The 23,621-nt window shown below is 67.9% G+C and carries 21 protein-coding genes; 9 read left to right on the top strand and 12 right to left on the bottom strand.

Annotated elements, in window-relative coordinates; genetic code table 11:
- Positions 1-13: 13 nt before the first annotated feature.
- The 6 genes from hfq to dusB form a co-directional block, all read right to left on the bottom strand.
- Positions 14-553 (bottom strand): RNA chaperone Hfq, encoded by a 540-nt coding sequence (gene hfq / locus GRI72_RS05040; RefSeq protein WP_160732845.1) that lies wholly within the window; start codon positions 551-553, stop codon positions 14-16.
- 143 nt (positions 554-696) lie between these two features.
- Positions 697-2,082 (bottom strand): nitrogen assimilation response regulator NtrX, encoded by a 1,386-nt coding sequence (gene ntrX / locus GRI72_RS05035; RefSeq protein WP_160732844.1) that lies wholly within the window; start codon positions 2,080-2,082, stop codon positions 697-699.
- A gap of 22 nt (positions 2,083-2,104) precedes the next feature.
- The gene (locus GRI72_RS05030; RefSeq protein WP_160732843.1) at positions 2,105-4,318 is read right to left on the bottom strand and encodes an ATP-binding protein; all 2,214 of its coding nucleotides are present in this window, start codon (positions 4,316-4,318) and stop codon (positions 2,105-2,107) included.
- 78 nt (positions 4,319-4,396) lie between these two features.
- Entirely contained in the window at positions 4,397-5,806 is a 1,410-nt protein-coding gene (locus GRI72_RS05025) for a sigma-54-dependent transcriptional regulator (RefSeq protein ID WP_160732842.1), read from the bottom strand.
- Complete coding sequence (locus GRI72_RS05020) at positions 5,803-6,879, bottom strand: two-component system sensor histidine kinase NtrB (protein WP_337191135.1); 1,077 nt, start codon at positions 6,877-6,879, stop codon at positions 5,803-5,805. The genes GRI72_RS05025 and GRI72_RS05020 overlap by 4 nt, the downstream gene beginning before the upstream one ends.
- Entirely contained in the window at positions 6,876-7,892 is a 1,017-nt protein-coding gene (gene dusB / locus GRI72_RS05015; protein ID WP_160732841.1) for a tRNA dihydrouridine synthase DusB, read from the bottom strand. The genes GRI72_RS05020 and dusB overlap by 4 nt, the downstream gene beginning before the upstream one ends.
- Before the next feature lie 75 nt (positions 7,893-7,967).
- Between dusB and GRI72_RS05010 the strand changes: the two genes are divergently transcribed.
- Both GRI72_RS05010 and GRI72_RS05005 read left to right on the top strand, forming a co-directional pair.
- Entirely contained in the window at positions 7,968-9,119 is a 1,152-nt protein-coding gene (locus GRI72_RS05010) for a bifunctional 2-C-methyl-D-erythritol 4-phosphate cytidylyltransferase/2-C-methyl-D-erythritol 2,4-cyclodiphosphate synthase (protein WP_160732840.1), read from the top strand.
- Positions 9,120-9,234: 115 nt separating this feature from the next.
- Complete coding sequence (locus GRI72_RS05005) at positions 9,235-9,735, top strand: CinA family protein (RefSeq protein WP_160732839.1); 501 nt, start codon at positions 9,235-9,237, stop codon at positions 9,733-9,735.
- On the opposite strand, the gene GRI72_RS05000 is transcribed toward GRI72_RS05005, so the two are convergent.
- Both GRI72_RS05000 and lipA read right to left on the bottom strand, forming a co-directional pair.
- Positions 9,696-10,157: a type II toxin-antitoxin system RatA family toxin gene (locus tag GRI72_RS05000; RefSeq protein WP_160732838.1), complete on the bottom strand. Its 462-nt coding sequence runs from the start codon at positions 10,155-10,157 to the stop codon at positions 9,696-9,698. The two genes, GRI72_RS05005 and GRI72_RS05000, sit on opposite strands and share 40 nt — an antisense overlap.
- Entirely contained in the window at positions 10,157-11,098 is a 942-nt protein-coding gene (gene lipA / locus GRI72_RS04995; RefSeq protein ID WP_160732837.1) for a lipoyl synthase, read from the bottom strand. The genes GRI72_RS05000 and lipA overlap by 1 nt, the downstream gene beginning before the upstream one ends.
- Positions 11,099-11,164: 66 nt before the next feature.
- On the opposite strand from lipA, the gene GRI72_RS04990 reads away from it, so the two are divergent.
- Positions 11,165-11,803, top strand: a complete 639-nt coding sequence (locus tag GRI72_RS04990) for a carbonic anhydrase (protein ID WP_160732836.1) — start codon at positions 11,165-11,167, stop codon at positions 11,801-11,803.
- A 41-nt stretch (positions 11,804-11,844) separates the two neighbouring features.
- Positions 11,845-12,567, top strand: coding sequence for an NYN domain-containing protein (locus tag GRI72_RS04985; protein WP_160732835.1), 723 nt, complete (start codon positions 11,845-11,847; stop codon positions 12,565-12,567).
- 110 nt (positions 12,568-12,677) lie between these two features.
- On the opposite strand, the gene GRI72_RS04980 is transcribed toward GRI72_RS04985, so the two are convergent.
- Positions 12,678-13,982 carry a hypothetical protein gene (locus tag GRI72_RS04980; RefSeq protein WP_160732834.1) on the bottom strand — a complete coding sequence of 435 codons (1,305 nt, stop codon included), beginning with the start codon at positions 13,980-13,982 and terminating at the stop codon, positions 12,678-12,680.
- 287 nt (positions 13,983-14,269) lie between these two features.
- On the opposite strand from GRI72_RS04980, the gene gyrA reads away from it, so the two are divergent.
- A complete protein-coding gene (gene gyrA, locus GRI72_RS04975) occupies positions 14,270-17,092 on the top strand; it encodes a DNA gyrase subunit A (RefSeq protein ID WP_160732833.1) in 2,823 nt (940 codons plus the stop codon).
- Positions 17,093-17,132: 40 nt separating this feature from the next.
- Here gyrA and GRI72_RS04970 read toward each other — a convergent pair whose 3' ends face one another.
- Positions 17,133-17,774, bottom strand: coding sequence for a lysoplasmalogenase family protein (locus GRI72_RS04970; RefSeq protein WP_160732832.1), 642 nt, complete (start codon positions 17,772-17,774; stop codon positions 17,133-17,135).
- A 74-nt stretch (positions 17,775-17,848) separates the two neighbouring features.
- Between GRI72_RS04970 and trmFO the strand changes: the two genes are divergently transcribed.
- A complete protein-coding gene (gene trmFO / locus GRI72_RS04965) occupies positions 17,849-19,201 on the top strand; it encodes a methylenetetrahydrofolate--tRNA-(uracil(54)-C(5))-methyltransferase (FADH(2)-oxidizing) TrmFO (protein WP_160732831.1) in 1,353 nt (450 codons plus the stop codon).
- Positions 19,202-19,219: 18 nt separating this feature from the next.
- On the opposite strand, the gene GRI72_RS04960 is transcribed toward trmFO, so the two are convergent.
- Positions 19,220-19,681, bottom strand: a complete 462-nt coding sequence (locus GRI72_RS04960; RefSeq protein ID WP_160732830.1) for an EF-hand domain-containing protein — start codon at positions 19,679-19,681, stop codon at positions 19,220-19,222.
- A 31-nt stretch (positions 19,682-19,712) separates the two neighbouring features.
- On the bottom strand, positions 19,713-20,387 hold the full coding sequence (locus tag GRI72_RS04955; protein WP_160732829.1) for a squalene/phytoene synthase family protein: 675 nt from the start codon (positions 20,385-20,387) through the stop codon (positions 19,713-19,715).
- A 108-nt stretch (positions 20,388-20,495) separates the two neighbouring features.
- Here GRI72_RS04955 and GRI72_RS04950 point away from each other — a divergent pair, with 108 nt between their 5' ends.
- Genes GRI72_RS04950 through GRI72_RS04940 form a run of 3 tightly spaced genes read left to right on the top strand, consistent with a single transcriptional unit; the run spans position 20,496 to position 23,595 of the window.
- Positions 20,496-22,343 (top strand): TadE/TadG family protein, encoded by a 1,848-nt coding sequence (locus tag GRI72_RS04950; RefSeq protein WP_160732828.1) that lies wholly within the window; start codon positions 20,496-20,498, stop codon positions 22,341-22,343.
- On the top strand, positions 22,343-22,942 hold the full coding sequence (locus GRI72_RS04945; protein WP_160732827.1) for a TadE/TadG family type IV pilus assembly protein: 600 nt from the start codon (positions 22,343-22,345) through the stop codon (positions 22,940-22,942). The genes GRI72_RS04950 and GRI72_RS04945 overlap by 1 nt, the downstream gene beginning before the upstream one ends.
- Complete coding sequence (locus tag GRI72_RS04940; RefSeq protein WP_160732826.1) at positions 22,939-23,595, top strand: TadE/TadG family type IV pilus assembly protein; 657 nt, start codon at positions 22,939-22,941, stop codon at positions 23,593-23,595. The genes GRI72_RS04945 and GRI72_RS04940 overlap by 4 nt, the downstream gene beginning before the upstream one ends.
- The last annotated feature ends 26 nt before the right edge of the window (positions 23,596-23,621 follow it).

The raw sequence follows: 23,621 nt of genomic DNA, 5'->3' as shown, positions 1-23,621 counted from the left end.
TTGTCGTCGAAGCTCAGTCGCCCTCGCCTTCCCAGTCGTCGCTGAGATCGACCGGCGTCGCAGGCTGGATCGTCGAAACCGCGTGCTTGTAGGCGAGCTGCACGTAGCCTTCGCGTTCGAGCAACATGCAGAACAGGTCGTAGGCCGCGATCGCGCCCTGCAGCATCACGCCGTTGACGAGGAACATCGTCACTTGCGCCTCCGCATCGCGCACGCGCGAAAGGAACACGTCCTGCAAGAGGCGCTGCTTCTTGCTCGAATCCTGGCTCGCGAACTGCTTCGCATCCATCGGCTGGGCCGGCATGATGGTGGAGATCGCGTGCTTGTAGACAAGCTGCGACTGCCCGTCGCGGCGCAGCAGGATCGAGAAGTTGTCGAACCAGGTCACGATGCCCTGAAGCTTGACGCCCTTGACGAGAAACATCGTGACCGGCGTCTTGTTCTTGCGCAGGATATTGAGAAACGCGTCCTGCAGGTTGGGCTGGCGTCCCTGTTTCGGCTCCTCGGCCGGCTTGGGCTTGGGACGCGCGGAAAGTGTCTGTCCGCTAGGCATGTCTGCTTCCTTCTTGTTGGCGGCCGCCCTTGCGGTCCGCATTCTGGCGGGCGCTTTCGAGCCCGCCGGATAGTCAACCGATTATGCCGCGCTTGGTGCCCGCGGGCAACGATATTTGATCGCCCCTGCCGCGGGCGCCGGCATCAGCCCTTGCGCTCCGCCGTGCTGCGTTCGCCCATGCCCAGGAGCTTGAGCTTGCGATGAAGCGCCGACCGCTCCATCCCGATGAAGCTCGCCGTCTTCGAGATATTGCCGGAGAAACGCCGGATCTGGATGCTGAGATATTCGCGTTCGAAGGTCTCGCGCGCCTCGCGCAGCGGCACGCCCATCAGCGACGACAGGCCGTTCGCCGCCCCAAGCTTGCCCCCGGTCACCTCGCTCGGCAGCATGTCCGCTTCGACCGTGTGCAGGTCGTCGCGGGGGGACAGGATCACGGTCCGCTCGACCACGTTGCGCAACTGGCGCACGTTGCCCGGCCAGTCGTAAGCCTGGAGCGCGGCCATCGCCTCCTCGGAAATCTCGGGCGCGGGAATGCCCTGTTCGGCCGCGTAGCGGGTGAAGAAATGCTGCGTCAGCGCGGGAATGTCGTCGCGCCGCTCGGCCAGCGACGGGATCGCCACCGGAACCACGTTGAGCCGATAGAACAGGTCCTCGCGAAAGCGGCGATCCTCGATCTCTTGCGCGAGATCGCGCGACGTGGACGACACGACGCGCACGTCCACCCCGATCTGCCGGTTGCCGCCGACCCGCACGAAGCTCTGCTCGGTCAGGACGCGCAGGATCCGGGCCTGGGTGGAAAGCGGCATGTCGGCCACTTCGTCGAGGTAGAGCGTGCCGCCATCGGCCAGCTCCAGCAAACCGGGGCGCACGAGCTTTCCGTCGGCCTCCTCGCCGAACAGTTCCTGTTCGAACCGCTCGGGCGTGATCCGTGCCGAGTTGACGATCACGAACCCGCCGTCGGCCCGCCCGCTCCAGCTGTGCAGCAGGCGCGCGGCGACTTCCTTGCCCGCGCCTGCCGGGCCGCTGATCAGCACGCGGCTGCCGGTGCCCGCCACGCGCTTGAGCGTCGCGCGGACCTGGTTGATGACCGGGGAGTTGCCGGTGAATTCCTCGCCCCCGGTGAAGCCCTGGCGCAGGCGCGTGTTCTCCCGCCGCAGGCGCTCGGTCTCGGTCGCGCGGGCGACGAGGTGGAGCAGCTTTTCCGCCTCGAACGGCTTCTCGATGAAGTCCATCGCCCCGCGCCCGACCGCCGAAACGGCGGTGTCGATATTGCCGTGACCCGAAAAGATGATCACCGGCAGTTCCGGCTCGCGCTTCTTGATCTCGTCCAGCACCTCGAGCCCGTCCATCGGGCTGCCGTGGAGCCAGACGTCGAGCAGGACCAGGCTGGGGCGGCGCTCGTCGATCGCGGCCAGGGCGGAGCCGCTGTCGCCGGCGGTGCGACATTCGTAGCCCTCGTCGCTGAGCACGCCGGAGACGAGTTCGCGAATGTCGCGTTCGTCGTCCACGACGAGAATCTCGAGGGTCATCGGCAGTTCTCCTTGCAAGCTGTCATTCGGCGGCCTCGCTTCCCTGCGCCCCGGGCTTGCGGGCGAAGCGAAGCGTCACCCGCGTTCCGCCCCCGGCCGTGGTAGCGAAAGCCATTTCCCCCCCGTGTTCCTCGACGATCTTGTTCACGATCGCGAGGCCGAGCCCGGTGCCTTTCTCGCGAGTGGTGACATAGGGTTCGACGATCCGGTCGCGATCCTGCGGCAGGCCGACCCCGTTGTCCTCCACCACGACCGTCACGTCGTCGGCCCCCGGCGCGATCGACACGGCGATCCGGCCGCGGAAATCCGCCTCGGCATCGCGGGCGCGCGCCTCGACCGCCTCGACCGCGTTCTTCAGCACGTTGGTCATCGCCTGCCCGACCTGGTGGCGGTCGCAGGCCAGTGGCACCGGGCCCTGGGTGGCGGAGGCGAAGCGGAAATCGATCTCCGGGTGGGCGACTTCCTGCAGGAACAGCGCCTGGCGCACGAGGTCGAGCACGTCCTCCTCGCGGAAGACCGGCTTGGGCAGCCGCGCGAAGGAGGAGAACTCGTCCACCATCTTGCGCAAGTCCCCCACCTGGCGGACGATCGTGCTGGTCAGTTCGTCGAACAGTTCGCCGTCGCTTTCGATCTGCGATCGGTAGCGGCGCTTCAGCCGCTCGGTCGCGAGCTGAATCGGAGTCAGCGGGTTCTTGATCTCGTGCGCGATCCGCCGCGCCACGTCGGACCAGGCCGCCTGCCGCTGATCGAGCAGCTGGCGGGTGATATCCTCGAACGTGATCACCTTGCCTTCGGAGAAGTCGGCGATCTTGACCGCCAGGGTCAGCAGTTCGCCGCCGACCGTCTGGTTGACGATGCCGCGATCGATCCCGCCCCGCAGGAGGGCCGCGATGGGCGGGGTAAGCGCCTCCAGCGTCAGCCCCACCGGCGGCGGCGAGCCTTCGTCCAGCAGCAGCGCCTGGGCCGATCCGTTCATCAGCAGGACCTGCCCGTCCTGGTCGACCGAGATCACGCCGGCGGTCACCGATTCGAGCACGGTCGCCATGAAGGCGCGGCGGTTTTCCAGCTGGCGATTGGCGGCAACGAGGGCGTCGGTCTGCTTCTCGATCTGGGCCGTCATCCGGTTGAACGCACGGTTGAGCAGGCCGATTTCGTCGGGGCCGGTGCGCCCTTCCACGCGCAGCGCGAAGTTGCCCGCGCCGACCTGGCGCGCCGCGCCGACGAGATCGGTCAGCGGCTCCACCTGGCGATCGGCGAAGCGCAGCGCGAACCACACCGCCAGCGCCAGCAGGCCGAGCGAGACGACGAACAGCGCCAGGTTGAACCGCAGCTGGAGCGCCCGGCCCCGCTGGGTCAGCGCGGCGTAGTTGGTCGAAAGGGCATTGGCGCGATCCCACAGGTCGAACGCAAAAGCCTTGGAGTTGCGGGCGTTGTAGAGGAATATCCCGCTCTCGCGATCGATCGCGGCGACCGCCTCGATCCGTTCGGCCTGGCCCTGGACCACGACCGGCTCCTCGCCCCCGATGGCGTCGAAGATCGCCGGGTCGAGCTCGGTCGGATCGTTGTCGGTCATCAGGCCGAACATCGCCGCGGTGCGCAGGCTGCCGTCGGCCACCCGCTGCAGGATCGCCGATTCGTTGATGTTCCGCCCTTCGGCCTGGTAGCGGTAGAAATCCTCGAACCCGCCGTCGGTCAGCGTGCCGCGTTCGAAGTAATAGCGCAGATCGCCCGCCATCGCGATCGTGTGGTTGGCGACTTCCAGCTGGTTTTCCTCGTAGTAACCGCGCGCGAACTCGTCCGCGTTGCGCATCAGGCCGCGCGAATCGTCCGAGAACCAGAAATCGACCCCGGACTGGAACAGGACGGCGGCGAAGGCGGCGACGAGCAGGGTCGGCACGGCCGCCACGAGCGAGAAGAAGAACACCAGGCGCACGTGGAGGCGCGCGGTGCTGCCCGCGGCCCGACGCAGTGCGAGACGCCGCCCGAACAGGACGACGAGGGCCATGGCCGGCAGCAGCGTGCCGATCAGCAGGCTCGCCACCTTCCCCGCCGGCACCAGTTGCCCGTCGCCGGGGGCGTTGTTGAAGGTAAGCCAGGTGGTGAGAACCATCGCCGCCAGCGCGAGGGCCGAGGCGATCTCGAGCAGGCGGAAGAAATTTGCGCGGCGCGAGGCGACGACGAAGCGTCGCCACCAGCGCGGACTGCGCCTCGTCAGGGAAAGTGTCGATTCCGCCACAGTTGCAATACTACAACTGCGCTGTTGCGGATTTGCAAGGGGCAATCCGTCCAAGGGAGGAATTTGTCGGACGGGCGGCTATTCGGCGCGCGCGAAGCTGTCGGCGTTTATCTGCAACTCGCCCAGCCGCTTGCGCAAGGTGTTGCGATTGATGCCCAGCAGCTTGGCCGCCCGCAACTGGTTTCCGCCGGTCTGGCCGAGGGCATATTCGAACAGTGGCCGCTCGAAGGCGGAGACGGCGCGGTGATAGAGCGTTCCGTGGGCCGGCGCATTGTCGCCCAGCCACGCCGCCAGGGCGGCGCCCAGCGCGTCGTCGCGCCCGCGCATGACCGCTTCCGCCGGGTCGCCCAGTACCGCGGTGACCGTGCCCGCGTCGATCACGTCGTCGCGCGCCATCAGCGCCAGGCGATAGACCGCGTTCTGCAACTCGCGCACATTGCCCCGCCACGGCTGCTGTTCCAGCAGCGCGAGCGCCGGGCGGTCGATCCGCCGTTCGGGCAGGCCCTCGCGCGCGGCGAGCCCCAGGAAATGCTTGGCCAGCGCCTCGATGTCCTCCACCCGGTCGCGCAGCGGCGGCAGCACGATCGGCACGACGTTCAGCCGGTAATAGAGGTCTTCGCGGAACTGCCCCGCCGCGATCATCGGCTTGAGGTCGCGGTTGGTCGCCGCGATGATCCGCACGTCCACCGCGATTTCCTGCCGCCCGCCGACCCGCCGGATGCGGCCGGATTGCAGTGCGCGCAGCAGGCGCGTCTGCGCCTCGATCGGCATGTCGCCGATTTCGTCGAGGAACAGCGTGCCGCCATTGGCCTGTTCGAACTTGCCGATGGCCTGGGCGATCGCGCCGGTAAAGGCGCCCTTCTCGTGCCCGAACAGCTCGCTTTCGATCAGGTCGGCGGGAATGGCGGCGGCGTTGACCGCGACGAAAGGGCCGGACTTGCGATGGCCCAGCTGGTGGATTGCCTCGGCCACCAGTTCCTTGCCGGTGCCCGATTCGCCCAGGACCAGCACGGTCAGGTCGTTGCGCAGGACCCGCGTGATCATGCGGTATACGGCCTGCATCGCCTGGCTGCGGCCGACCAGCGGCAAGCCGTCGCCGGCCTCGGCCTCCTCGCCGCGCTTGTCGCCCGACCCCCCGGCCTGGACGACCGCGCGCACGAGATCGTCGAGGTCGAAGGGCTTGGGAAAGTACTCGAAGGCGCCGGTGTCGCTCGCGCGGACCGCGGTATCGAGCGTGTTCTGCGCCGAAAGCACGATCAGCGGCATCTGCGGGCAGGCCGCCCGCACGCTGTCGATCGAGGCAATGCCGTCGCCGTCGGCCAGCATGACATCGGTCAGCATGACGTCGTAACGGTCCGACGCCAGCGCCCGGTCGCGCGCGGCGATGCTCTCGCACCGGTCCACCGCGAACCCCTCGTCCTCCAGCGCGGAGCGGATCACCGTGGCGATGGAGGCGTCGTCCTCCACCAGCAGGACCTTGCCATTCATGCCGGTTCTCCTTCCTCGCGCGCCAGCGGCAGGTGAATGCGAAAATGGGTCAGGCCCGCGCGCTCGTCGCGTTGGTGGCCGATCCGGCCGTCCATGTCGCGGACCAGCTTCCGCACCAGCGCGAGGCCGAGCCCCTGCCCGCTGGACTTGGACGTCACGAACGGTTCGAACACGTGATCGCGCAGCGACGGATCGACGCCCGGGCCATTGTCGCTGACGGTCACCTCGATCGGCAGGCGGATCGCCCGGCCCAGCTTCAGGTTGGACACCAGCCCGCTGACGAAGCGCGTGCGGATGACGACGCGCGGCTCCTCGCCCCCCGCACAGGCATCGCGCGCATTGGTGACCAGGTTGATCAGCACCTGCTCCAGCGCGTCGCGGCTGGCGAGAACGGGGGGCAGCGACGGGTCGAATTCCTCGACCAGTTCCACCCCGCCGCCGCCCGCCGCGCGAACGGTGGCGATGGCGCTGCGGATCGCCTCGTGCAGGTTGGTCGGTTCGACCGGGTCCGCGCGCTCGCTGCCGAGGCGCTGCATCCGGTCGACGAGCCGCGCGATCCGGTCCACCTCCGCGGAGATCATCGCGGCCAGGGGGCGATCCTTCTCGTCCAGCTTGCGCGCCACGAGTTGCCCCGCCCCGCGAATGGCGGCGAGCGGGTTCTTGATCTCGTGCGCGAGGATCGAGGGCGCGCGCAAGGTCGTCTCGTCGCGCCCCTCGTCCCCCAATTCGCCCTGCCCGACCTCGGAGAAAGTCATGACCCGCCAGCCCGGGTGGGTCGCCAGCGGCGAAACGGTGACATTGACCTGCATCGCCCGCTCGCCGCACCGCATGACCATGCCGCGCACGGTCAGCCGGGCGTCGGCATCGCCCAGCCGGTGCGCGACCCGCTCGTCGTCGAGCCCGATCACGTCGAGCAGCCGCTCCCCCACCAGGCGCCGTGCGCTTCGGTGCAGCAGGTCTTCGGCAGCCGGGTTCGCCTCGCGCACGACCATGTCCGGGTCGAGCAGGAGGACGGCGAAGATCAGTCCGGCGATCTGGGCCCCGGGATCGGGCCGCTCCTCCACCGCGATCACGCCGCGCGGCGGTGGAGGAACGGTTCGTAGAACCGCTCGATCTCGCCAAGGACCTGGTCGGGGTCGTCGATGAAGTTCGCGCGGTTCCGAAACTCGGCCGAACCGTGCATGCCCTTGGTGTACCAGCCCAGGTGCTTGCGCGCGATCTTGGTCCCGACCTCGCGGCCGTAGTGATCGAGCATGGCGCGATAGTGTTCGACCAGAACCGCATACTGTTCGTCGAAACTCGGGCTGTCGAGCCTCTCGCCGGTGCGCCACCAGTGCATGACCTGGCCCAGCAGCCACGGCTTGCCATAGGCGCCGCGTCCGATCATCACCCCGTCGGCCCCCGATTGCTCGAGCGCGGCGGCGGCGTCCTCGATCCCGCAGATGTCGCCGTTGACGATGACGGGGATCGAGACCGCGTCCTTCACCTTGCGGATGAAGGCCCAGTCCGCCTGGCCCTTGTACATCTGGTTACGCGTGCGCCCGTGGACGGTGATCATCTTCACCCCCAGGTCCTGCGCGATGCGCGCCAGTTCGGGCGCGTTCAAGCTCGAATGGTCCCACCCCATGCGCATCTTCACCGTCACCGGCACGGACACGGCCTTGACCGTCGCCTCCATCAGGCGGGTCGCCAGCGGAACCTCGCGCATCAGGGCGGAACCGGCCATGCCGTTGGTGACCTTGCGCACCGGGCAACCGAAATTGATGTCGATGATCTCCGCCCCGCGATCCTGGTTCAGCTTCGCCGCCTCGGCCATCGAGTCCGGGTCGCAGCCGACCAACTGCATCGACACCGGCTCTTCCACCGGGTCCCAGGCGGCCTTCTGGATCGACTGGCGCGTTTCGCGAATGGCCGCCTGGCTCGCGATCATCTCGGTCACGTTGAGGCCCGAGCCATAGCGTCGCACAAGGGTGCGGAACGGCATGTCGGTCACGCCCGTCATCGGCGCGAGCACGACCGGGCAGTCGATCGTGACGGGGCCGACGTGGATGGGCCGGAGCGGCGGGGGAGCGGGAAGTTCGGTCATGGGTACTGGTGCCTAAAATTTGGGCAGCGCATAGTGGATTGCCCGCCCCCGTGCAAGGCGCTAGCGCCCACGGCCATGTCGGCCGTCCCGCCCCCGCCCCTGTTTGCCGCAGTTGTCGTCGCCGCGGGCAAGGGGCTGCGCGCAGGCCAGGCGATTCCCAAGCAGTTCGTTCGCTGGCGGGGCAAGCCGGTCGTGCGCCATTCGGTGGAGGCGCTCCTGGCGGCCGGCGCGGCGCCGGTCGTCGTGGTGATTCCGCCGGACGGCGAAGACAGGGCGCGCGATTGCCTGGCGGGGCTGCAGGGATACGCGCTGGTCACCGGGGGCGCGACGCGCCAGCAATCGGTCGCGAACGCGCTGGAACGACTGGCCGGCGCAGCGCCCGACGCCGTGCTGATCCACGACGCCGCCCGCCCCGCCCTTTCGCAGGCCGTCATCGCGCGGCTGCTGGCCGCGCTGCCGGCTCATCCCGGTGCGATCCCCGTCCTGCCGGTGGTGGACAGCCTGGCGGAGGCGCAGGGCGACGTCATGGCCGGTTCCGCCGATCGCGAGCGCCTGCGCCGGGTGCAGACCCCCCAGGCGTTCCGCTTCGAGGCGATCCTGGATGCCCATCGCGCGTGGCATGGCGCGCGCGAGGCGGGCGACGATGCGCAGGTCCTGCGCGCCGCCGGCGGAAGCGTCGCCCTGGTGGAAGGAGACGAAGCCCTGGCAAAACTTACCGTGGCGGAGGATTTCATGGATCAAGGCCCGCCGGTTCGAACCGGCCTGGGATTCGACGTCCATCGCCTGGCGGAGGGCGAGGAGCTGTGGCTGGGGGGTGTCCGGATCCCGCATGACAAAGGCCTCGCCGGGCACAGCGACGCCGACGTCGTGCTCCACGCGCTCGTCGACGCGCTTCTCGGCGCGATAGGCCAGGGTGACATCGGGACCCACTTCCCCCCGTCGGACCCGCAATGGAAGGGGGCACCCTCGTCGCGCTTCGTGGAACACGCGGCGCATCTGGTGGCGGAAGCAGGCATGAGCGTAGGCAACGTCGACCTGACCGTGATTTGCGAAGCGCCCAGGATCGGCCCCTGGCGCGAGCCGATGCGGGCGAATATCGCGCGCCTCTTGGCCATTGCGCCCGGGGCGGTTAGCGTCAAGGCAACCACGACCGAACGGCTCGGCCTGACCGGCCGCGGCGAAGGGATCGCGGCCCAGGCCATCGCGACGCTAGTCGCCGCGGCCTGAGCGACAACGCGACCACCGTGCCCGTGCCGGGGCCGCCGGCGGAACGGGCCAGACCGAAAGGAACGATCGTGAACGCTTGCCTGCCCCAGCCTGCCCTCCGACCGGGACGCTGACGATGTCCGACACGCTTCTGCCCGACGATATCGAGACGCTGGCCCGCCGCGTGATCGAGGAAAATGCCCGGGCCGGGCGCAGCGTGGCCCTGGCCGAAAGCTGCACCGGCGGGCTGGTATCGGCGGCGTTGACCGAAGTGCCCGGCTCCTCGCGCGTGCTCGACCGCGGCTTCGTGACTTACTCGAACGAGGCGAAGCGCGAGATGCTGGGCGTTTCGAGCGAGATCATCGAGACTTTCGGCGCGGTGTCGATCGCCTGCGTCTGGGCCATGGCGCAAGGGGCGGTGGAACGCAGCGGGGCGGACGTCGCCGTCGCCATCAGCGGCGTTGCCGGCCCGGACGGCGGGACCGACCTGAAACCGGTGGGCACGGTCGTCTTCGCCCGCGTCGTGCGCGGGCAGGACGGCGATCCCGAAGGCGAGCTGCGCAGCTTCGGCAATGTCGGCCGGGCGGAGATCCGCCGTCAGGCGACGCTGTGCGCGCTGGAACTGCTGCTGCCGTAGAGATCGCGCGCGCGATCCTCGAAGGCGGCGACCATCTTGCGGAACGCGCGGTCGAAGTACTGGCCGGCCAGCGCCTCGAACACGCGGTTCTTGAACGTGAACTGGACCGAGAAATCGATCCGGCTCCCCCCCTCGGGCAAGTCGGTGAAATGCCACTCGTTGTCGAGATCGCGCAGCGGCCCGTCGACGTAGACCACGTCGATCATCTCCGGCCGGCGCTTCGTCACGCGCGAGGTGAAGCTTTCGCGGAAGCTCTTGAAGCCGACGACCATGTCGGCGATCATTTCGTCCTCGCTGTCCGAACGCACGCGGGTGGCAATCACCCAGGGCAGGAACTCCTTGTAGCGGGCGACGTCCGCGACGAGGTCGAACATCTGCTCGGCGCTATAGGGAACGGTGCGGCTTTCGCGGATTCCGGGCATCAGGCCTTCTGCTTGGCCAGTCGCGCTTCGCGCGCGGCTTTCATCTCGGCGAAATCGTCGCCGGCGTGGTAGCTCGAACGGGTCAGCGGGCTCGACGCGACCTGGAGGAAGCCCTTGGCCCGGGCAATCGAACCGAAGGCGGCAAAGGCCTTGGGCGTGACGAAATCCTCCACCCTGGCATGGCGCGGCGTGGGCTGGAGATACTGGCCCATGGTGATGAAATCGACATCGGCGCTGCGCATGTCGTCCATCACCTGGTGCACCTCCAGCCGCTGCTCCCCGAGGCCGAGCATGATGCCCGACTTGGTGAAGATCAGCGGGTCGTGCGCCTTCACTTCTTCCAGCAGGCGCAGCGAGGCGTAATAGCGCGCGCCGGGCCGGATCGTCGGATAGAGGCGCGGAACGGTCTCCAGGTTGTGGTTGAAGACGTCGGGCCCGGCCTCGCAGATCGCCTCGATCGCGGGGCGCATCTTGTTGCGGAAATCCGGGGTCAGGATCTCGATCGTCGTCTCGGGCGTCTCGCGCCGCAGCGCCTTGATCACCTTGACGAACTGCCCCGCCCCGCCGTCGGGCAGGTCGTCGCGGTCGACGCTGGTGATGACGATGTGCTGCAGGCCCATCTTGCCGGCCGCGATGGCGACGTTTTCCGGTTCCATCGGATCGACCATCCGCGGCATCCCGGTCTTGACGTTGCAGAAAGCGCAGGCGCGGGTGCAGACGTCGCCCAGGATCATCACCGTGGCATGCTTCTTGGTCCAGCACTCGCCGATATTGGGGCAGGCCGCTTCCTCGCACACGGTGTTGAGGTTCAGCTCGCGCATCAGCTGGCGCGTTTCGTGATACCCCCTGCTGATCGGGGCCTTGACCCGGATCCAGTCGGGCTTGCGCTGGCGCTCCGGCCGGGGCGCGTCGGGTGCGGGTGCGGCGGAAAGGTCGTTCATGCCGGCCCATCTAGTCCGCGACATGCCGTCTTGCCAGCCCTTTCCCGACAAGGCATTGGGAAGCCCATGAAAAGCTTCGACGACCTTATCGATGGATATCGCAAGTTTCGCAGCGGCGCCTGGATCTCGCAGCGCGAACGCTGGAGCGAACTGGCCGAGGGACAGTCGCCGCAGGTGATGGTCATCGCCTGTTCCGACAGCCGGGTCGATCCCACGCAGATCTTCGACGCCGATCCGGGCGAGATCTTCGTCGTGCGCAACGTCGCCGCGATGGTCCCGCCGTTCGAGACGACCCCGGGGCACCACGGCGTTTCCGCCGCACTCGAATTCGCGGTCCAGTTCCTGAAAGTGCGCGAAGTCGTCGTCATGGGCCATGGCCTGTGCGGCGGGTGCAAGGCCGCGCTGACGCAGGACCTGCACGGCAACGACCCGGGCCAGGGCGGCTTCGTCGCCAACTGGATATCCATGCTGGACGAGGCCCGCGCCCCGATCGCGGCCAGCCTCGGCACCGAAAGCCGCGAGGCGGAGCGCGCGATGGAACTGGCGGCTGTGAAAGTGAGCCTCGCGAACCTGCGCACGTTCCCCTGCGTGCAGGAAAAGGAAGGGGCCGGCGCGCTGAAGCTGCACGGCGCCTTCTTCGCGATTTCCGACGGCGTGCTGCACCTGCTGGACGAGGATAGCGGAGAGTTCAGCCCGGCCGCCTAAACCGCTTGCGCCCCCGCCCGCGGACGGCCATCTAGTCGCGCATGTCCGACGAGCTACAGCACCGAAACATCGCCCTCCTGATCGATTCCGACAATGCCAGCCCGGCCGGGATCGACCCGGTCCTGACCGTGCTTGCCGAACTGGGCCAGGTGAACATCCGCCGCGCTTACGGCAACTGGCGCAAGCCGGCGCTCAAGAGCTGGGCGGATCTCGTCCACCGTTACGGGATCGAGCCGCAGCAGCAGTTCGACCTGACGCGGGGCAAGAACGCGACCGACATGAAGATGACCATCGACGCGATGGACATGATGTATCGCGGGCGCGTGCATGGTTTCGGCATCATGTCGAGCGACAGCGACTTCATGCCGCTCGCCATGCGCATCCGCCAGGACGGCTATCCCGTCTATGGCTTCGGCAGCGCGAAGACGCCCGAGGGTTTCCGCCAGGCCTGCACCCGCTTCATCGATGTCGACGCGCTGATCCGCGCCGAAAAGGAAGAACGCGCCAATGGCGGCAACGATGGCGGCAAGGGCACGCTGGACGACGACATGCTGCACCTGCTGTTCGAAGCCTACAACGCCAGCAAGCGCGACCAGAAGGGGTTCGCGAAGCTTTCCGAAGTCGGCCAGCGCGCGGGCAACCGCTCCAGCTTCGACACGCGCAACTACGGCTATGCCCGGCTGATCGACCTGGTCGAGGCGATCCCGAATTTCGCGATCGAACGGCGCGAGAACGACCAGATCTGGATCAAGCGGCTGCGCTGAACGGGGGCCGGCGCCGCGCCGGCTTCCCGCGCCAGTCAGGCGCACATCCGATGCAAAAGGGCGCGAGGACCGAAGTCCCCGCGCCCTTTCCTTCTGCAGGGGCGAGACGCTTACTGCGCCGTGGCGCCTGCCGACATCTGCTGCTCGGCATAGATCGACCAGAGATCGGCGATCATCGCGCGCTCGCCCTCGACCTTGTCGAAGTTCGCCTTCGCCTCGGCGTACTGGCCCTGGTCGGCCTGGGCGATGCCGAGACGGATCAGGACGCGCCCGCGATCGACACCCGGCCGCGTCAGCGCCAGTTCGTACATCTCGATCGCTTCGGCGGTATCGCCGAAGTTGAGATACATGTCGCCGGCCGCCGCGGCATCGAGAGCGGTCGCGCCCGAACCGCGCGCATCCTGCGCCAGCTGCGCCACGTCGGCCCGGGCGGGCCCGGCCTGCGCCTGCGCGGTGGCCTTGGCCTCGGTCACCAGGACGTCGCCCGGGTTCAGCATGTTGGCCGCCAGGCCTGCTTCGACCACCCGCCCGACTTCGGCCGGCAGGCGGCGGGCGTCGGCAGCGGAGATGTAATCCACGTAGTCGCGTTCCGAACGCAGGCTGCCGGTGCGGTCCGAAAGGCGCATCAGGTCGAGCAGTTCCTGGTCGTCGTATTCGAAGAAGCTGCGCTGGACCGCGATCGCGTCGCCCCAGACGTTCGCCGACGGGTAATGCCGGAGGTAGATCTCGGCGAAATCGGCGGCATGTTCGGCCAGCTGGTTGTTGTAGGCGATGGCGAAGCCGCGCTTGATCCAGTCTTCCTCGACCGTCTGGCCGGCCTCGTGCCGCGTCGAGATCGCCTGCTTCAGCGTCGCGAGCCCGGCGTCGTAGTTTTCCTCGGCGAAGTACGATTCCGCCATCAGGCCCTGCAGGGCCGGGTCGTCGTAGCCGGCGGCTGCCGCTTCCTCGAAGCGCTCGCGCGCCTTGGCGTAGTCTTCCGCGTTATAGGCCAGCTGGCCCGACGCGAAGAGGCTGAGGCCCAGGTTCTCGGCGCCGACCTTGCCGCTTTCGAGCATCATGTCGAGGCCCTGGCGCTGGAGCGCCGTGTCCTTGGCGCGGGTGCCGATCGTGTAGATCGCCTGGCCGGCGACGAACTTGTCGTCTTCCGACTCGACCGCCGCGGTGATCGTGGGAATCTCGGCCTTCAGCGCGGCCGGGTCTTCCTGCGCCTCGATCCGCTTGGCCAGCGGCTGGTAGGCTTCGATGAAGCCCTTGGTATAGTTCGGCTTGCCGTTGTCTTTCTTCTTCTGCGCGGCAGCCGGCGCCTCCAGCGCCGTGGCGCCGACAACGCCGCCGGCAACCAGCGCGAGGGCAAGGGCGAAATGCGAACCGATGCGCATGCGGCGCGCGTTCGGGTTGCGGACGAAAGACTGCATCAGGGTATCTCCCATTTGGATGAATTCTGCCATTCAGGCTGAAGAAACGCGTTGCATGCGCGCTAGTGCCGCCTCGAAGCGGCCATTGCAATTCCTTCTAGGGCAAGGCTGCTGAACCGCCATTGAATGGCCCCCGCGCGCAGGCGAGGCGCAAGCCCGTGCGGAAATGTGGAAAAACCGCGCGCCAGACCCCATCTGGGCAGTATCCCGGTGGTGCTGCCCCGCGCTCTCGCCTAGGCTGACCCGCACAAGTTCCAGACCACAGAACGAAAAAGAAAAGAAGTCCGTTGAGCGACGATAGCGATACCCTTGCCCCCCCGGCGCCCGCCGGTGACTTCGACCGCGTCGACATCGTCGACGAGATGAAGACGAGCTATCTCGATTACGCGATGAGCGTGATCGTCAGCCGCGCGCTGCCCGACGTGCGCGACGGCCTGAAGCCCGTCCATCGCCGGATCCTGTTCTCCAGCCAGGAAGGCGGGTTCGTCGCCGGCCGGCCCTATCGCAAGAGCGCCAAGATCGTCGGCGACGTGATGGGTAACTACCACCCGCACGGCGACAGCGCGATCTACGAGGCCCTGGCCCGGATGACGCAGAGCTGGTCGATGCGGGTCCCGCTGATCGACGGCCAGGGCAACTTCGGTTCGATGGACCCGGATCCGCCGGCCTCAATGCGGTATACCGAGGCGCGGCTGGCGAAAGTCGCCAACAGCCTGCTCGACGATCTCGACAAGGACACGGTCGATTTCGCCGAGAACTACGACGGTTCGCGAAGCGAGCCGACCGTCCTGCCCGCGCGCTTCCCCAACCTGCTGGTCAACGGCGCAGGCGGGATCGCGGTCGGCATGGCGACCAATATCCCGCCGCACAACCTGGGCGAGGTGATCGACGGCTGCCTGGCCTTCATCGAGAACCCGCGCATCAGCAGCGAGGAACTGTTCGAGATCATCCCGGGGCCCGATTTCCCCACGGCCCCGCTGATCCTTGGCCAGTCGGGCGCCAAGGCGGCCTATACGACCGGGCGCGGATCGATCCTGATGCGGTGCCGCCACACGGTTGAAACCTCGCGCGGGGACCGGCAGGCGATCGTGCTGACCTCGATCCCCTACCAGGTCGGCAAGTCGAACCTGGTCGAGAAGATCGCCGAGGCCGCGAAAGACAAGCGGATCGAGGGCATCGCCGACATCCGCGACGAATCCAGCCGCGAGGGCGTGCGCGTCGTCGTGGACCTGAAGCGCGACGCGACCGCCGAAGTCGTCCTGAACCAGATCTGGCGGCACACGCCGGCCCAGGCGAGCTTTCCGGCCAACATGCTCGCGATTCGCGGCGGCCGGCCCGAAGTGCTCAACCTGCGCGACATCATCCAGGCATTCGTCGCCTTTCGCGAACAGGTCATTACCCGGCGCACGAAGTTCGAGCTGAACAAGGCGCGCGAGCGGGCCCATATCCTGCTCGGCCTGGTGGTCGCGGTGTCCAACCTGGACGAAGTCGTGGCGATCATCCGCGGTTCGTCCAACCCGGCCCAGGCGCGCGAGAAGCTGCTCGCGCGCGAATGGCCGATCGGCGACATCGCGCAGTACATCCGCCTGGTCGAGGCGATCGAGCCCGACGCCGAACAGCGCGGCGGCACCTATCGCCTGTCCGAACGGCAGGTGAAGGCGATTCTCGACCTGCGGCTGCACCGCCTGACGGCGCTGGGGCGCGACGAGATCGGCGACGAGCTGAAGGAACTGGCCATCGCGATCGAGGAGTACCTCGCGATCCTGGCCGACCGGCAGAAGCTCTACGCCGTCATGCGCGAGGAGCTGGAGGAGATCCGCGATCTCTACGCCACGCCGCGCCTGTCGGAGATCGCCCCCGCCTGGGACGGGATCGACGACGAGGACCTGATCGAACGCGACGAGATGGTCGTGACGGTCACGCTCGACGGCTATATCAAGCGCACCCCGCTATCGACTTTCCGCGCCCAGGCCCGCGGCGGCAAGGGCCGCGCCGGGATGGCGACCAAGGAAGAAGACGCGGTGATGGACATGTTCGTCACCTCGACGCACAACCCGGTGCTGTTCTTCTCCACCGCGGGCAAGGTCTATCGGCTGAAGGTCTGGAAGCTGCCCGAAGGCGGCCCGGCCACGCGTGGGCGGCCGATCGTCAACCTCCTGCCTGCGCTCGACGACGGGGAAACGATCCAGACCGTCCTGCCCTTGCCCGAGGACGAGGATAGCTGGGGCGCGCTGTCGGTCGTCTTCGCCACGGCCCGGGGCAACGTACGCCGCAACTCGATGGACGCGTTCACCAACATCCCGTCGAACGGCAAGTTCGCGATGAAGTTCGAGGAAGGGAGCGACGACCGGCTGATCGGCGTCGCCCTGCTCGACGCGACCGACGACGTCCTGCTCGCCAGCCGCAACGGCAAGGCGATCCGCTTCGCGGGGGAGGACGTGCGCGAGTTCACCAGCCGCACCTCCACCGGTGTGCGCGGGATGAACCTGAAGGACGGCGACGAGGTCGTCTCGCTTTCGATCCTGCACCGCGTCGGCACCGATGCAGAGGAACGCGAACGGTACCTGCGCTTCGCCCCGTGGAAGGGCGAGCGCGAGGGCGAATGCGAGCTGCCGGCCGAACGGTTCGAGGAACTGGCCGGGAAGGAACAGTTCATCCTGACGGTCTGCGCCAACGGCTACGGCAAGCTTTCTTCCGCCTACGAGTATCGCCGGATCGGCCGCGGCGGCCAGGGCATCCTCAACATCGACAATATCGAGCGTAACGGTCCGGTCGTGGCGAGCTTCAACGCGACCCAGCGCGACCAGCTGATGCTGGTGACCGACCGGGCCAAGCTGATCCGCATCGGGCTCGACAGCCTGCGCGTGATCGGCCGCGGTTCGGCCGGGGTCCGCCTGTTCAAGGTCGCCGAGGGCGAGCACATCGTTAGCGCCGTTCGCCTCGACGAGGAAGAAGCGCCCGAGACCGAGGCCGAGGAAGCGATCGTCGAGGAAATGGCCGCGCGGGGCAGCGTCGAGACGGAACCGAAGACCACGCTGCATTCCGACGACAATCTGGCCGACGACAACCTGGCCGACGACAACCTGGAAGACGGGGCCGAGGGGGAATGACCGCCCCCTCCGCGCCCGGCCGGCCGGGCCGTGCGCGCGGCTAGCGCGTGGCGCGCAAGGTCTGGATCACCCCGGTGGCGATCAGTATCTGGCCGGCGAAATAGGTCGGCCAGATCAGCATGTCGGGGAGCGCGCTGCCGGCCAGCGGGCCGAAACGGGCGAAGATCAGCCAGTCCGACACGACGAACAGGATCGCCCCCATCCCGACGCGATAGCGCGGAAACCGGCTCATCCAGGCACAGGCGGCCATGCCGCCGAGGGCGAGCGCATAGAGGGCGATGCTGGAACTGCCCGAGACGAGCCAGGACACCAGCGGCGTCGCGACCAGCAGCGCGACGGCCAGGCCCTTCTGGCTCGGCGCCGGATCGGCGCGCAAGTTGCGCAGGTAAAGCGACATGGCCGCGAGGTGCGAGGCGAAGAACGCCGCCCCGCCCCATAGGAAATCGAGCTCGATCAGCATGTCCCCCAGCGCGGCGAGCGCCATGACGAGCGCCAGCAGACGGGCGTCGCCCCCGCCGTGCCGCGCGAGCGCATAGTTGGCGAGGAACAGGCAGCCCGCCCCCTTCAGCAGGATCAGCCAGAGCCCGCCGATCTGCCAGTCGCTGACGAAGTAGTATAGCGTCGCCGCCGCGATCGCGGCCAGCAGCCAGGGCCTGTGTTCGACCAGTGCCTGCCTTGCCATCGTCCCGTTCACCCCCGAAAACCCCATTCTTGGACTTGAACCCGGGGTGGCGCAACCACTAGGTCACGCGCGCAATGACCCACGATGTCCACATTATCGGCGGCGGCCTGGCGGGAAGCGAAGCGGCCTGGCAACTGGCGCAGCGCGGCTACCGCGTGCGCCTGTCCGAAATGCGCGGAGGCGGCGGCACGACGCCCGCGCACCAGACCGACGGGCTGGCCGAGCTCGTGTGTTCGAACAGCTTCCGCTCCGACGACGACGAACGCAACGCGGTGGGCCTGCTGCACCACGAGATGCGGCGGCTCGATTCGATCGTCATGCGCGCGGGGGAAAAGGCCCGCGTGCCCGCCGGCTCCGCGATGGCCGTGGACCGCGACGTCTTCTCGGCCGAAGTCGAACGGACGCTGCGCGAACATCCCCAGGTCACGATCGTGCGCGAACGGATCGACGCCCTGCCGGCCGAAGGGCCGACCATCGTCGCCACCGGCCCGCTGACGGCGGAAGCGCTGGCGGGCAGCATCGTGCGCGCGACCGGGCAGGACCGGCTGGCCTTCTTCGACGCGATCGCCCCGATCGTCCACCGCGATTCGATCGACATGGACATCGCCTGGTTCCAGAGCCGCTGGAACAAGGGCGACGGCAAGGACTACATCAACTGCCCGATGACGAAGGAGCAGTACCTGGCCTTCCACCAGGGCCTGCTCGACGGCGAGAAGACCACGTTCAAGGACTGGGAAGCCGACACCCCGTACTTCGAAGGCTGCATGCCGATCGAGGTCATGGCCGCCCGCGGCGTGGACACGCTCCGCTACGGGCCGATGAAACCGGTCGGGCTGGACAACCCGCGCGATACGACGCCCGAGTTCCCGCAGGGGCGCTGGCCCCATGCCGTGGTGCAGCTGCGGCAGGACAACAAGCTCGGCACGTTGTGGAACATGGTCGGCTTCCAGACCAAGCTCAAGCACGGCGCCCAGGTCGAGCTGTTCCGCACCATCCCCGGGCTAGAGAAGGCGGAATTTGCCCGCCTCGGCGGCCTGCACCGAAACACGTTCCTCAACTCGCCGCTGGTGCTCGACCGGCAGCTGCGCCTGCGCGGCGGCGAACACGTCCGTTTCGCCGGCCAGATCACCGGTTGCGAAGGCTACGTCGAAAGTTCCGCGGTCGGCCTCCTCGCCGGGATGATGGCCGCCGCCGAGCTGGGTGGCAGGGGCTGGACGCCGCCCCCGCGCAGCACGGCCATGGGCGCCCTCCTCGCCCATATTACCGGCGATGCGGAGGCCGAGACGTTCCAGCCGATGAACGTCAACTTCGGCCTGTTCCCGCCGCTTCACGACGTGAAGAAGAAATCGCGCAAGGAAGCCTATACCACCCGCGCCAAGGCCGATTTCGGCACTTGGATGGAAACGCTCGAAGCGCTGCCGGCATAGCGCCGCGCGGGCTGCGCTTCAGCAACGACAGGCCGGCTTCTTGCGCCGTTTCGGCGCGGTCGTGGCGAATTCGGCCGGGGTCAGCTCGCCATTGCCGTCGGCATCGGCGCCCTCGAACCGGCGCGAGGTGGTGACGGCCCATTCCTCGAACGTCAGCAGGTTGTTCCCGTCGACGTCGAGCTTGCGAAAGGCGTCGGTTCGCGTGGACAGCATCTCGGTTCGCGTGATCCTGCGGTCGCGGTTGCGATCGTAGCGGAAGAAACGGCGCTCTTCGCGGGTGAGCTCGGTCGCCTCGGGCGGCTCGGGGCCGATCATGTCGCCCGGATCGATCTCGGGCAGGGCTTCGGTCTCCGGCTCGCCCGTCTCCTCGACCAGCGGCGGAGGGGCGCCCCGCTCGACTTCCGCCCTGCCCTGCCACCAGAACAGGCCCAGCCCGACCAGCGCGAGCGTGGCGATCGCCGAGAGCACGACACGTTGCATGGTTAACCCCCTCTGCCGGGGGCACCATAGCCTAGCGGCCGAACATGCCAAGCCGCATGGCGACGAGGATATCCGCGCGGCCCGCGACCAGCTTGCCCCCGCCCCGTGCCACCGCGCGGTGCCCCAGGCCCGCCAGCACCGCCAGCGGGCGCAGTGCGCGCGGCATCGCGGGCACCGGCCCCGCAGCATCGCGGGCACGCTCGATCGCGCCGGAATGCTCGCGCGGGTCGCTCGCGTTCGCGGCGAAATCGGCCAGGGCCCAGAGGCGGCCCGCGGCCCGTGCATCGTCGGCCGCCGCGCCATGGGCGGCAAGCCGCGCGAGCGCCGCGAAGGCCCCGGCGCGCGCCGCCACGAAAACCTCGAGCGCCGCGTCGTCCAGCGGGGGTTCGGCCACGAGCTGTTCCCACCCGTCCACCAGGCCTTTCAGCGCGTCTTCCTCGCCGTTCCACGAAGCGCCGATCGCGTCGAGCACCGGGTCGCCGCGCGGCCGGTCGGCAGCGGGCTTGCCCAGCTCGTCGCGCCACCAGGCGAGGCGCATCTGCGCCAGCAGCGGTTCGCTCGCCCGTGCCAGCAGCTCGCCGAGCCGCGCATCGAGCGCGAGCATGGCCGCGGTGGCCGTGCGCCGGCGCGCCGGCGCGTAGTTCACCGCCAGGCGTTGCGGCAGGGGCAGGAGATCGTCGAGCATGGTCGCGCCCGGCGATAGCATCGCGATCCGCCCCCGGCCACGCCCGCGCTCGCCCTGCCCTCATTTGGAGTTTCTTAAGGCTGGCTTCCTAAAGCGATCGACGAGGAAACCACGGAATTCGGCCAGGCTATGATCACGGTTAATCCGCTTCGCGCGCTGGGGCGCGACCGACGGGGCAATACCCTGCCGATCTTTGCTGCCTCGCTGATTCCCCTGATCGCGATCGTCGGCGGCGGCGTCGATGCCAGCCGCGGCTACCTGGCCAAGACCCAGCTGCAGAACGCCTGCGATGCCGGCGTGCTGGCCGGCCGGCGGGCGATGGCCAAGAGCGGCGAGTACGAGACGGGCGAGCGGGCCAAGGCGCGCACGATGTTCAACGCGAACTTCGAATCGGAGATCATCGACGCCGACCTCATCAAGTTCGAGACCGCGGCGGGCAGCGACGGCGACGTCACCGGCACCGCCAGCGCGCGCATCCCGACGGTGCTGATGAAGATCTTCGGCAAGACCGAGCTGTCGTTCTCGGTCGATTGCATGGCCGAACTGCAGATCACCAATTCGGACATCATGTTCGTGCTCGACACGACCGGTTCGATGTCCGGCTCCAAGATCGACGGGCTGCGCGACGCGGTGGAGGATTTCCACAAGACGATCGCCTCTTCGGTCAACGACGACGACGTTCGCGTACGCTACGGCTTCGTCCCCTACAGCATGACGGTGAACGCCCGCGACCTGCTGACGAGCGGGGCCATGCCGGCGGACTATATCGCCGACACGGCGATCTACCAGTCGCGGCGGGGCCGTTTCACCGAGGCGGCCTGGCTGCCCAATCGAAGCGAGACCGACCGCGAGGTCGAAAGCGGCGGGAAACTGTCGCGCAATCGCTGCGACGAGTACCAGGACAATTACGGCAACAACCCCGAGCAATACGGAAGCCCGCCCGGCCGCACCGTGACCGTCCACTATGAGGGCTACGGCCGGGGCCGTAAACCTTGCCGCCGCCTGAAAGAAACGGTGACGGTTGATTCCTACCGCCAGGTCTATGTCAGCGATGGCGACAAGTGGCGCTACGAGGAAGTGGAGCTCGACGTTGCCGACCTGACATCGTTCGGGTCGGTCGAGCTGGCGACCTGGATCTCCGACGATGCCTACGTGCCGACCTCCGGCCTCTACGACCTGCGGACCCTGGCCGAGATGGAGGATACCAGCGGGATCTACACGACGTCCTACACCTGGGGCGGGTGCATCATGGAACGCGACACCGTGGTCGATGCCGACATGGACCCGGTGCCCGGCGGCGCCTACGACCTCGACATCAACAGCGCGCCCGACAGCGACGCCACCCGGTGGAAGCCGCACTTCGCGCCGGCGGTCTTCTATCGCAACAACTATTACAACGGCGTCAATTCGAACACGACCATCAGCCACACCTCGAACCGCTGCCCGGCACCGATGCGCCTGTTCCAGGAAGTGGACCTGACGCCGGACGAGGTTCCGGAATGGCTGGAGGACTACCTCGACGACCTCGATCCGGTCGGCAATACCTACCACGATATCGGCATGATCTGGGGCGGGCGCCTGGCGAGCCCGAGCGGCATCTTCGCATCGACCGTCAACGACGAGCCCGATCGTTCGGTCAGCCGCCACATCATCTTCATGACCGACGGCAAGATGGAGCCGTCCGTCAGCGGCTATTCCGCCTACGGGATCGAGAAGTACGAGAACCGCGTCGCGCCGCGCTACACCGACGGCGACGATCTGGCCGACTATCACGACGCGCGCTTCGTCGCCGCCTGCAACGCGATCAAGGACGAAGGCTACACCGTCTGGGTGATCGGTTTCGGCGCCAGCCTGACCGACGAGATGCGCGCCTGCGCCACCGGGCACCGCGCGTACTTTTCCAGCGACGTCACCGAGCTGCGCGCGACCTTCCGCTACATCGCCTCGCAGGTGGCAGACCTGAGGCTGGGCCAGTGATGCGGGCCGCGTTCGCCAGGCTGCGGCGCGACCGCGAGGGCGTGACGATCATCGAGTTCGCGATCGTCGCGCCGGTCCTGCTGGTGTTCATCTTCGGCATCCTCGACCTGGGGCACGGGCTCTACATGCAGTCCGTCCTGCAGGGCACGGTGCAGAATGCCGGGCGCGACGCGGGCCTGGAAAGCGGGCGCGTCGGCCAGGCGGCGATCGACGCCGACGTCAGGGAACGCATCAAGGCCGTCATGCCCTACCTCGATGACGACGATATCGCGATCGAGCGACAGAACTACGAGACGTTCAGCGACGTGGACGTGCCGGAGGACTTCGACGACATGAACGGCAGCGGCGCATACGACGACAACGAGTGCTTCACCGATCGCAACAACAACGGGCAGTGGGACCCGGACGTCGGCGCGGACGGGCTCGGCGGGGCGGACGACGTCGTCCAGTACGAAGTGACGGTGACGTACGACCGGCTGCTGCCGTTCTGGCGCATGCTCGACCTTCCCCATCGCGGCGTGGCGCAGGCGACGACCGTGATGCGCAACCAGCCCTTCGGCCAGCAGGCAACCCGGCGTTCGGTGCGGATATGCCCGTGAAGCGCGCCCTCCTCCGCCTCCGCCACCGTTTCGCCGCCCTGGTGCGTGCGCGCGAGGGCGTGGCGCTGATCGAATTCGCCTATTCCCTGCCGATCATGATCACGCTCGGCTTCGGCGGGCTGGAGCTGATCAATTACACCACCGCGCACCTGCGGGTGAACCAGCTCGCGATCTCGCTCGCCGACAACGCATCGCGCGCGAAACAGGAAGTGGTCGGCGGCAATCCCCGCTTCCGCGAGCTCGATGCCAACGAATCGATCCGGGCCGCCTATCTCCAGGCCGGCGATCTCGACCTGGAGGCAAACGGCCGCGTGATCCTCTCCAGCCTCGAGGTGAACGGCGATGGCGGCCAGTGGATCCACTGGCAGCGCTGCGGAGGAAGCAAGACCTACCCGTCGAAATACGGGCCGGAAGGGACCGGCAGCGCCGGCACCGGCTTTCCCGGCATGGGCCGCGGCACGCGGCAGGTCCAGGCGGAGGAGAACTTCGCGATCATGTATGCGGAAGTCTTCTACGACTACCAGCCGGTCGTGTTCGGCGATCTCCTGCCCGAAGCGACGATCTACAAGACCGCCGCGATGTACGTGCGCGACGATCGCGACCTTTCGGGCATCTTCAATCCCGACCCCCAGGCGCCCGTCAACCGCTGCTGACGCATCTTTCGATCAAGCCGCTGTAA

The organism is Pelagerythrobacter marinus (genome assembly GCF_009827515.1).
Taxonomy (GTDB): domain Bacteria; phylum Pseudomonadota; class Alphaproteobacteria; order Sphingomonadales; family Sphingomonadaceae; genus Pelagerythrobacter; species Pelagerythrobacter marinus.
This window is presented reverse-complemented; position numbering and strand designations above follow the sequence as displayed.

Excerpts from the sequence above, each read along its gene's own strand:
- dusB (WP_160732841.1), bottom strand. The coding sequence starts at position 7,892 with ATGACCGAACTTCCCGCTCCCCCGCCGCTCCGGCCCATCCACGTCGGC.
- GRI72_RS05010 (WP_160732840.1), top strand. The coding sequence starts at position 7,968 with ATGTCGGCCGTCCCGCCCCCGCCCCTGTTTGCCGCAGTTGTCGTCGCC.
- GRI72_RS04960 (WP_160732830.1), bottom strand. The coding sequence starts at position 19,681 with ATGCAACGTGTCGTGCTCTCGGCGATCGCCACGCTCGCGCTGGTCGGG.
- hfq (WP_160732845.1), bottom strand. The coding sequence starts at position 553 with ATGCCTAGCGGACAGACACTTTCCGCGCGTCCCAAGCCCAAGCCGGCC.
- GRI72_RS04985 (WP_160732835.1), top strand. The coding sequence starts at position 11,845 with ATGTCCGACGAGCTACAGCACCGAAACATCGCCCTCCTGATCGATTCC.
- GRI72_RS04945 (WP_160732827.1), top strand. The coding sequence starts at position 22,343 with ATGCGGGCCGCGTTCGCCAGGCTGCGGCGCGACCGCGAGGGCGTGACG.
- GRI72_RS05025 (WP_160732842.1), bottom strand. The coding sequence starts at position 5,806 with ATGAATGGCAAGGTCCTGCTGGTGGAGGACGACGCCTCCATCGCCACG.
- GRI72_RS04980 (WP_160732834.1), bottom strand. The coding sequence starts at position 13,982 with ATGCAGTCTTTCGTCCGCAACCCGAACGCGCGCCGCATGCGCATCGGT.
- GRI72_RS05000 (WP_160732838.1), bottom strand. The coding sequence starts at position 10,157 with ATGCCCGGAATCCGCGAAAGCCGCACCGTTCCCTATAGCGCCGAGCAG.
- GRI72_RS04970 (WP_160732832.1), bottom strand. The coding sequence starts at position 17,774 with ATGGCAAGGCAGGCACTGGTCGAACACAGGCCCTGGCTGCTGGCCGCG.
- trmFO (WP_160732831.1), top strand. The coding sequence starts at position 17,849 with ATGACCCACGATGTCCACATTATCGGCGGCGGCCTGGCGGGAAGCGAA.
- GRI72_RS05005 (WP_160732839.1), top strand. The coding sequence starts at position 9,235 with ATGTCCGACACGCTTCTGCCCGACGATATCGAGACGCTGGCCCGCCGC.
- GRI72_RS04955 (WP_160732829.1), bottom strand. The coding sequence starts at position 20,387 with ATGCTATCGCCGGGCGCGACCATGCTCGACGATCTCCTGCCCCTGCCG.
- ntrX (WP_160732844.1), bottom strand. The coding sequence starts at position 2,082 with ATGACCCTCGAGATTCTCGTCGTGGACGACGAACGCGACATTCGCGAA.
- GRI72_RS04990 (WP_160732836.1), top strand. The coding sequence starts at position 11,165 with ATGAAAAGCTTCGACGACCTTATCGATGGATATCGCAAGTTTCGCAGC.
- lipA (WP_160732837.1), bottom strand. The coding sequence starts at position 11,098 with ATGAACGACCTTTCCGCCGCACCCGCACCCGACGCGCCCCGGCCGGAG.
- GRI72_RS04950 (WP_160732828.1), top strand. The coding sequence starts at position 20,496 with ATGATCACGGTTAATCCGCTTCGCGCGCTGGGGCGCGACCGACGGGGC.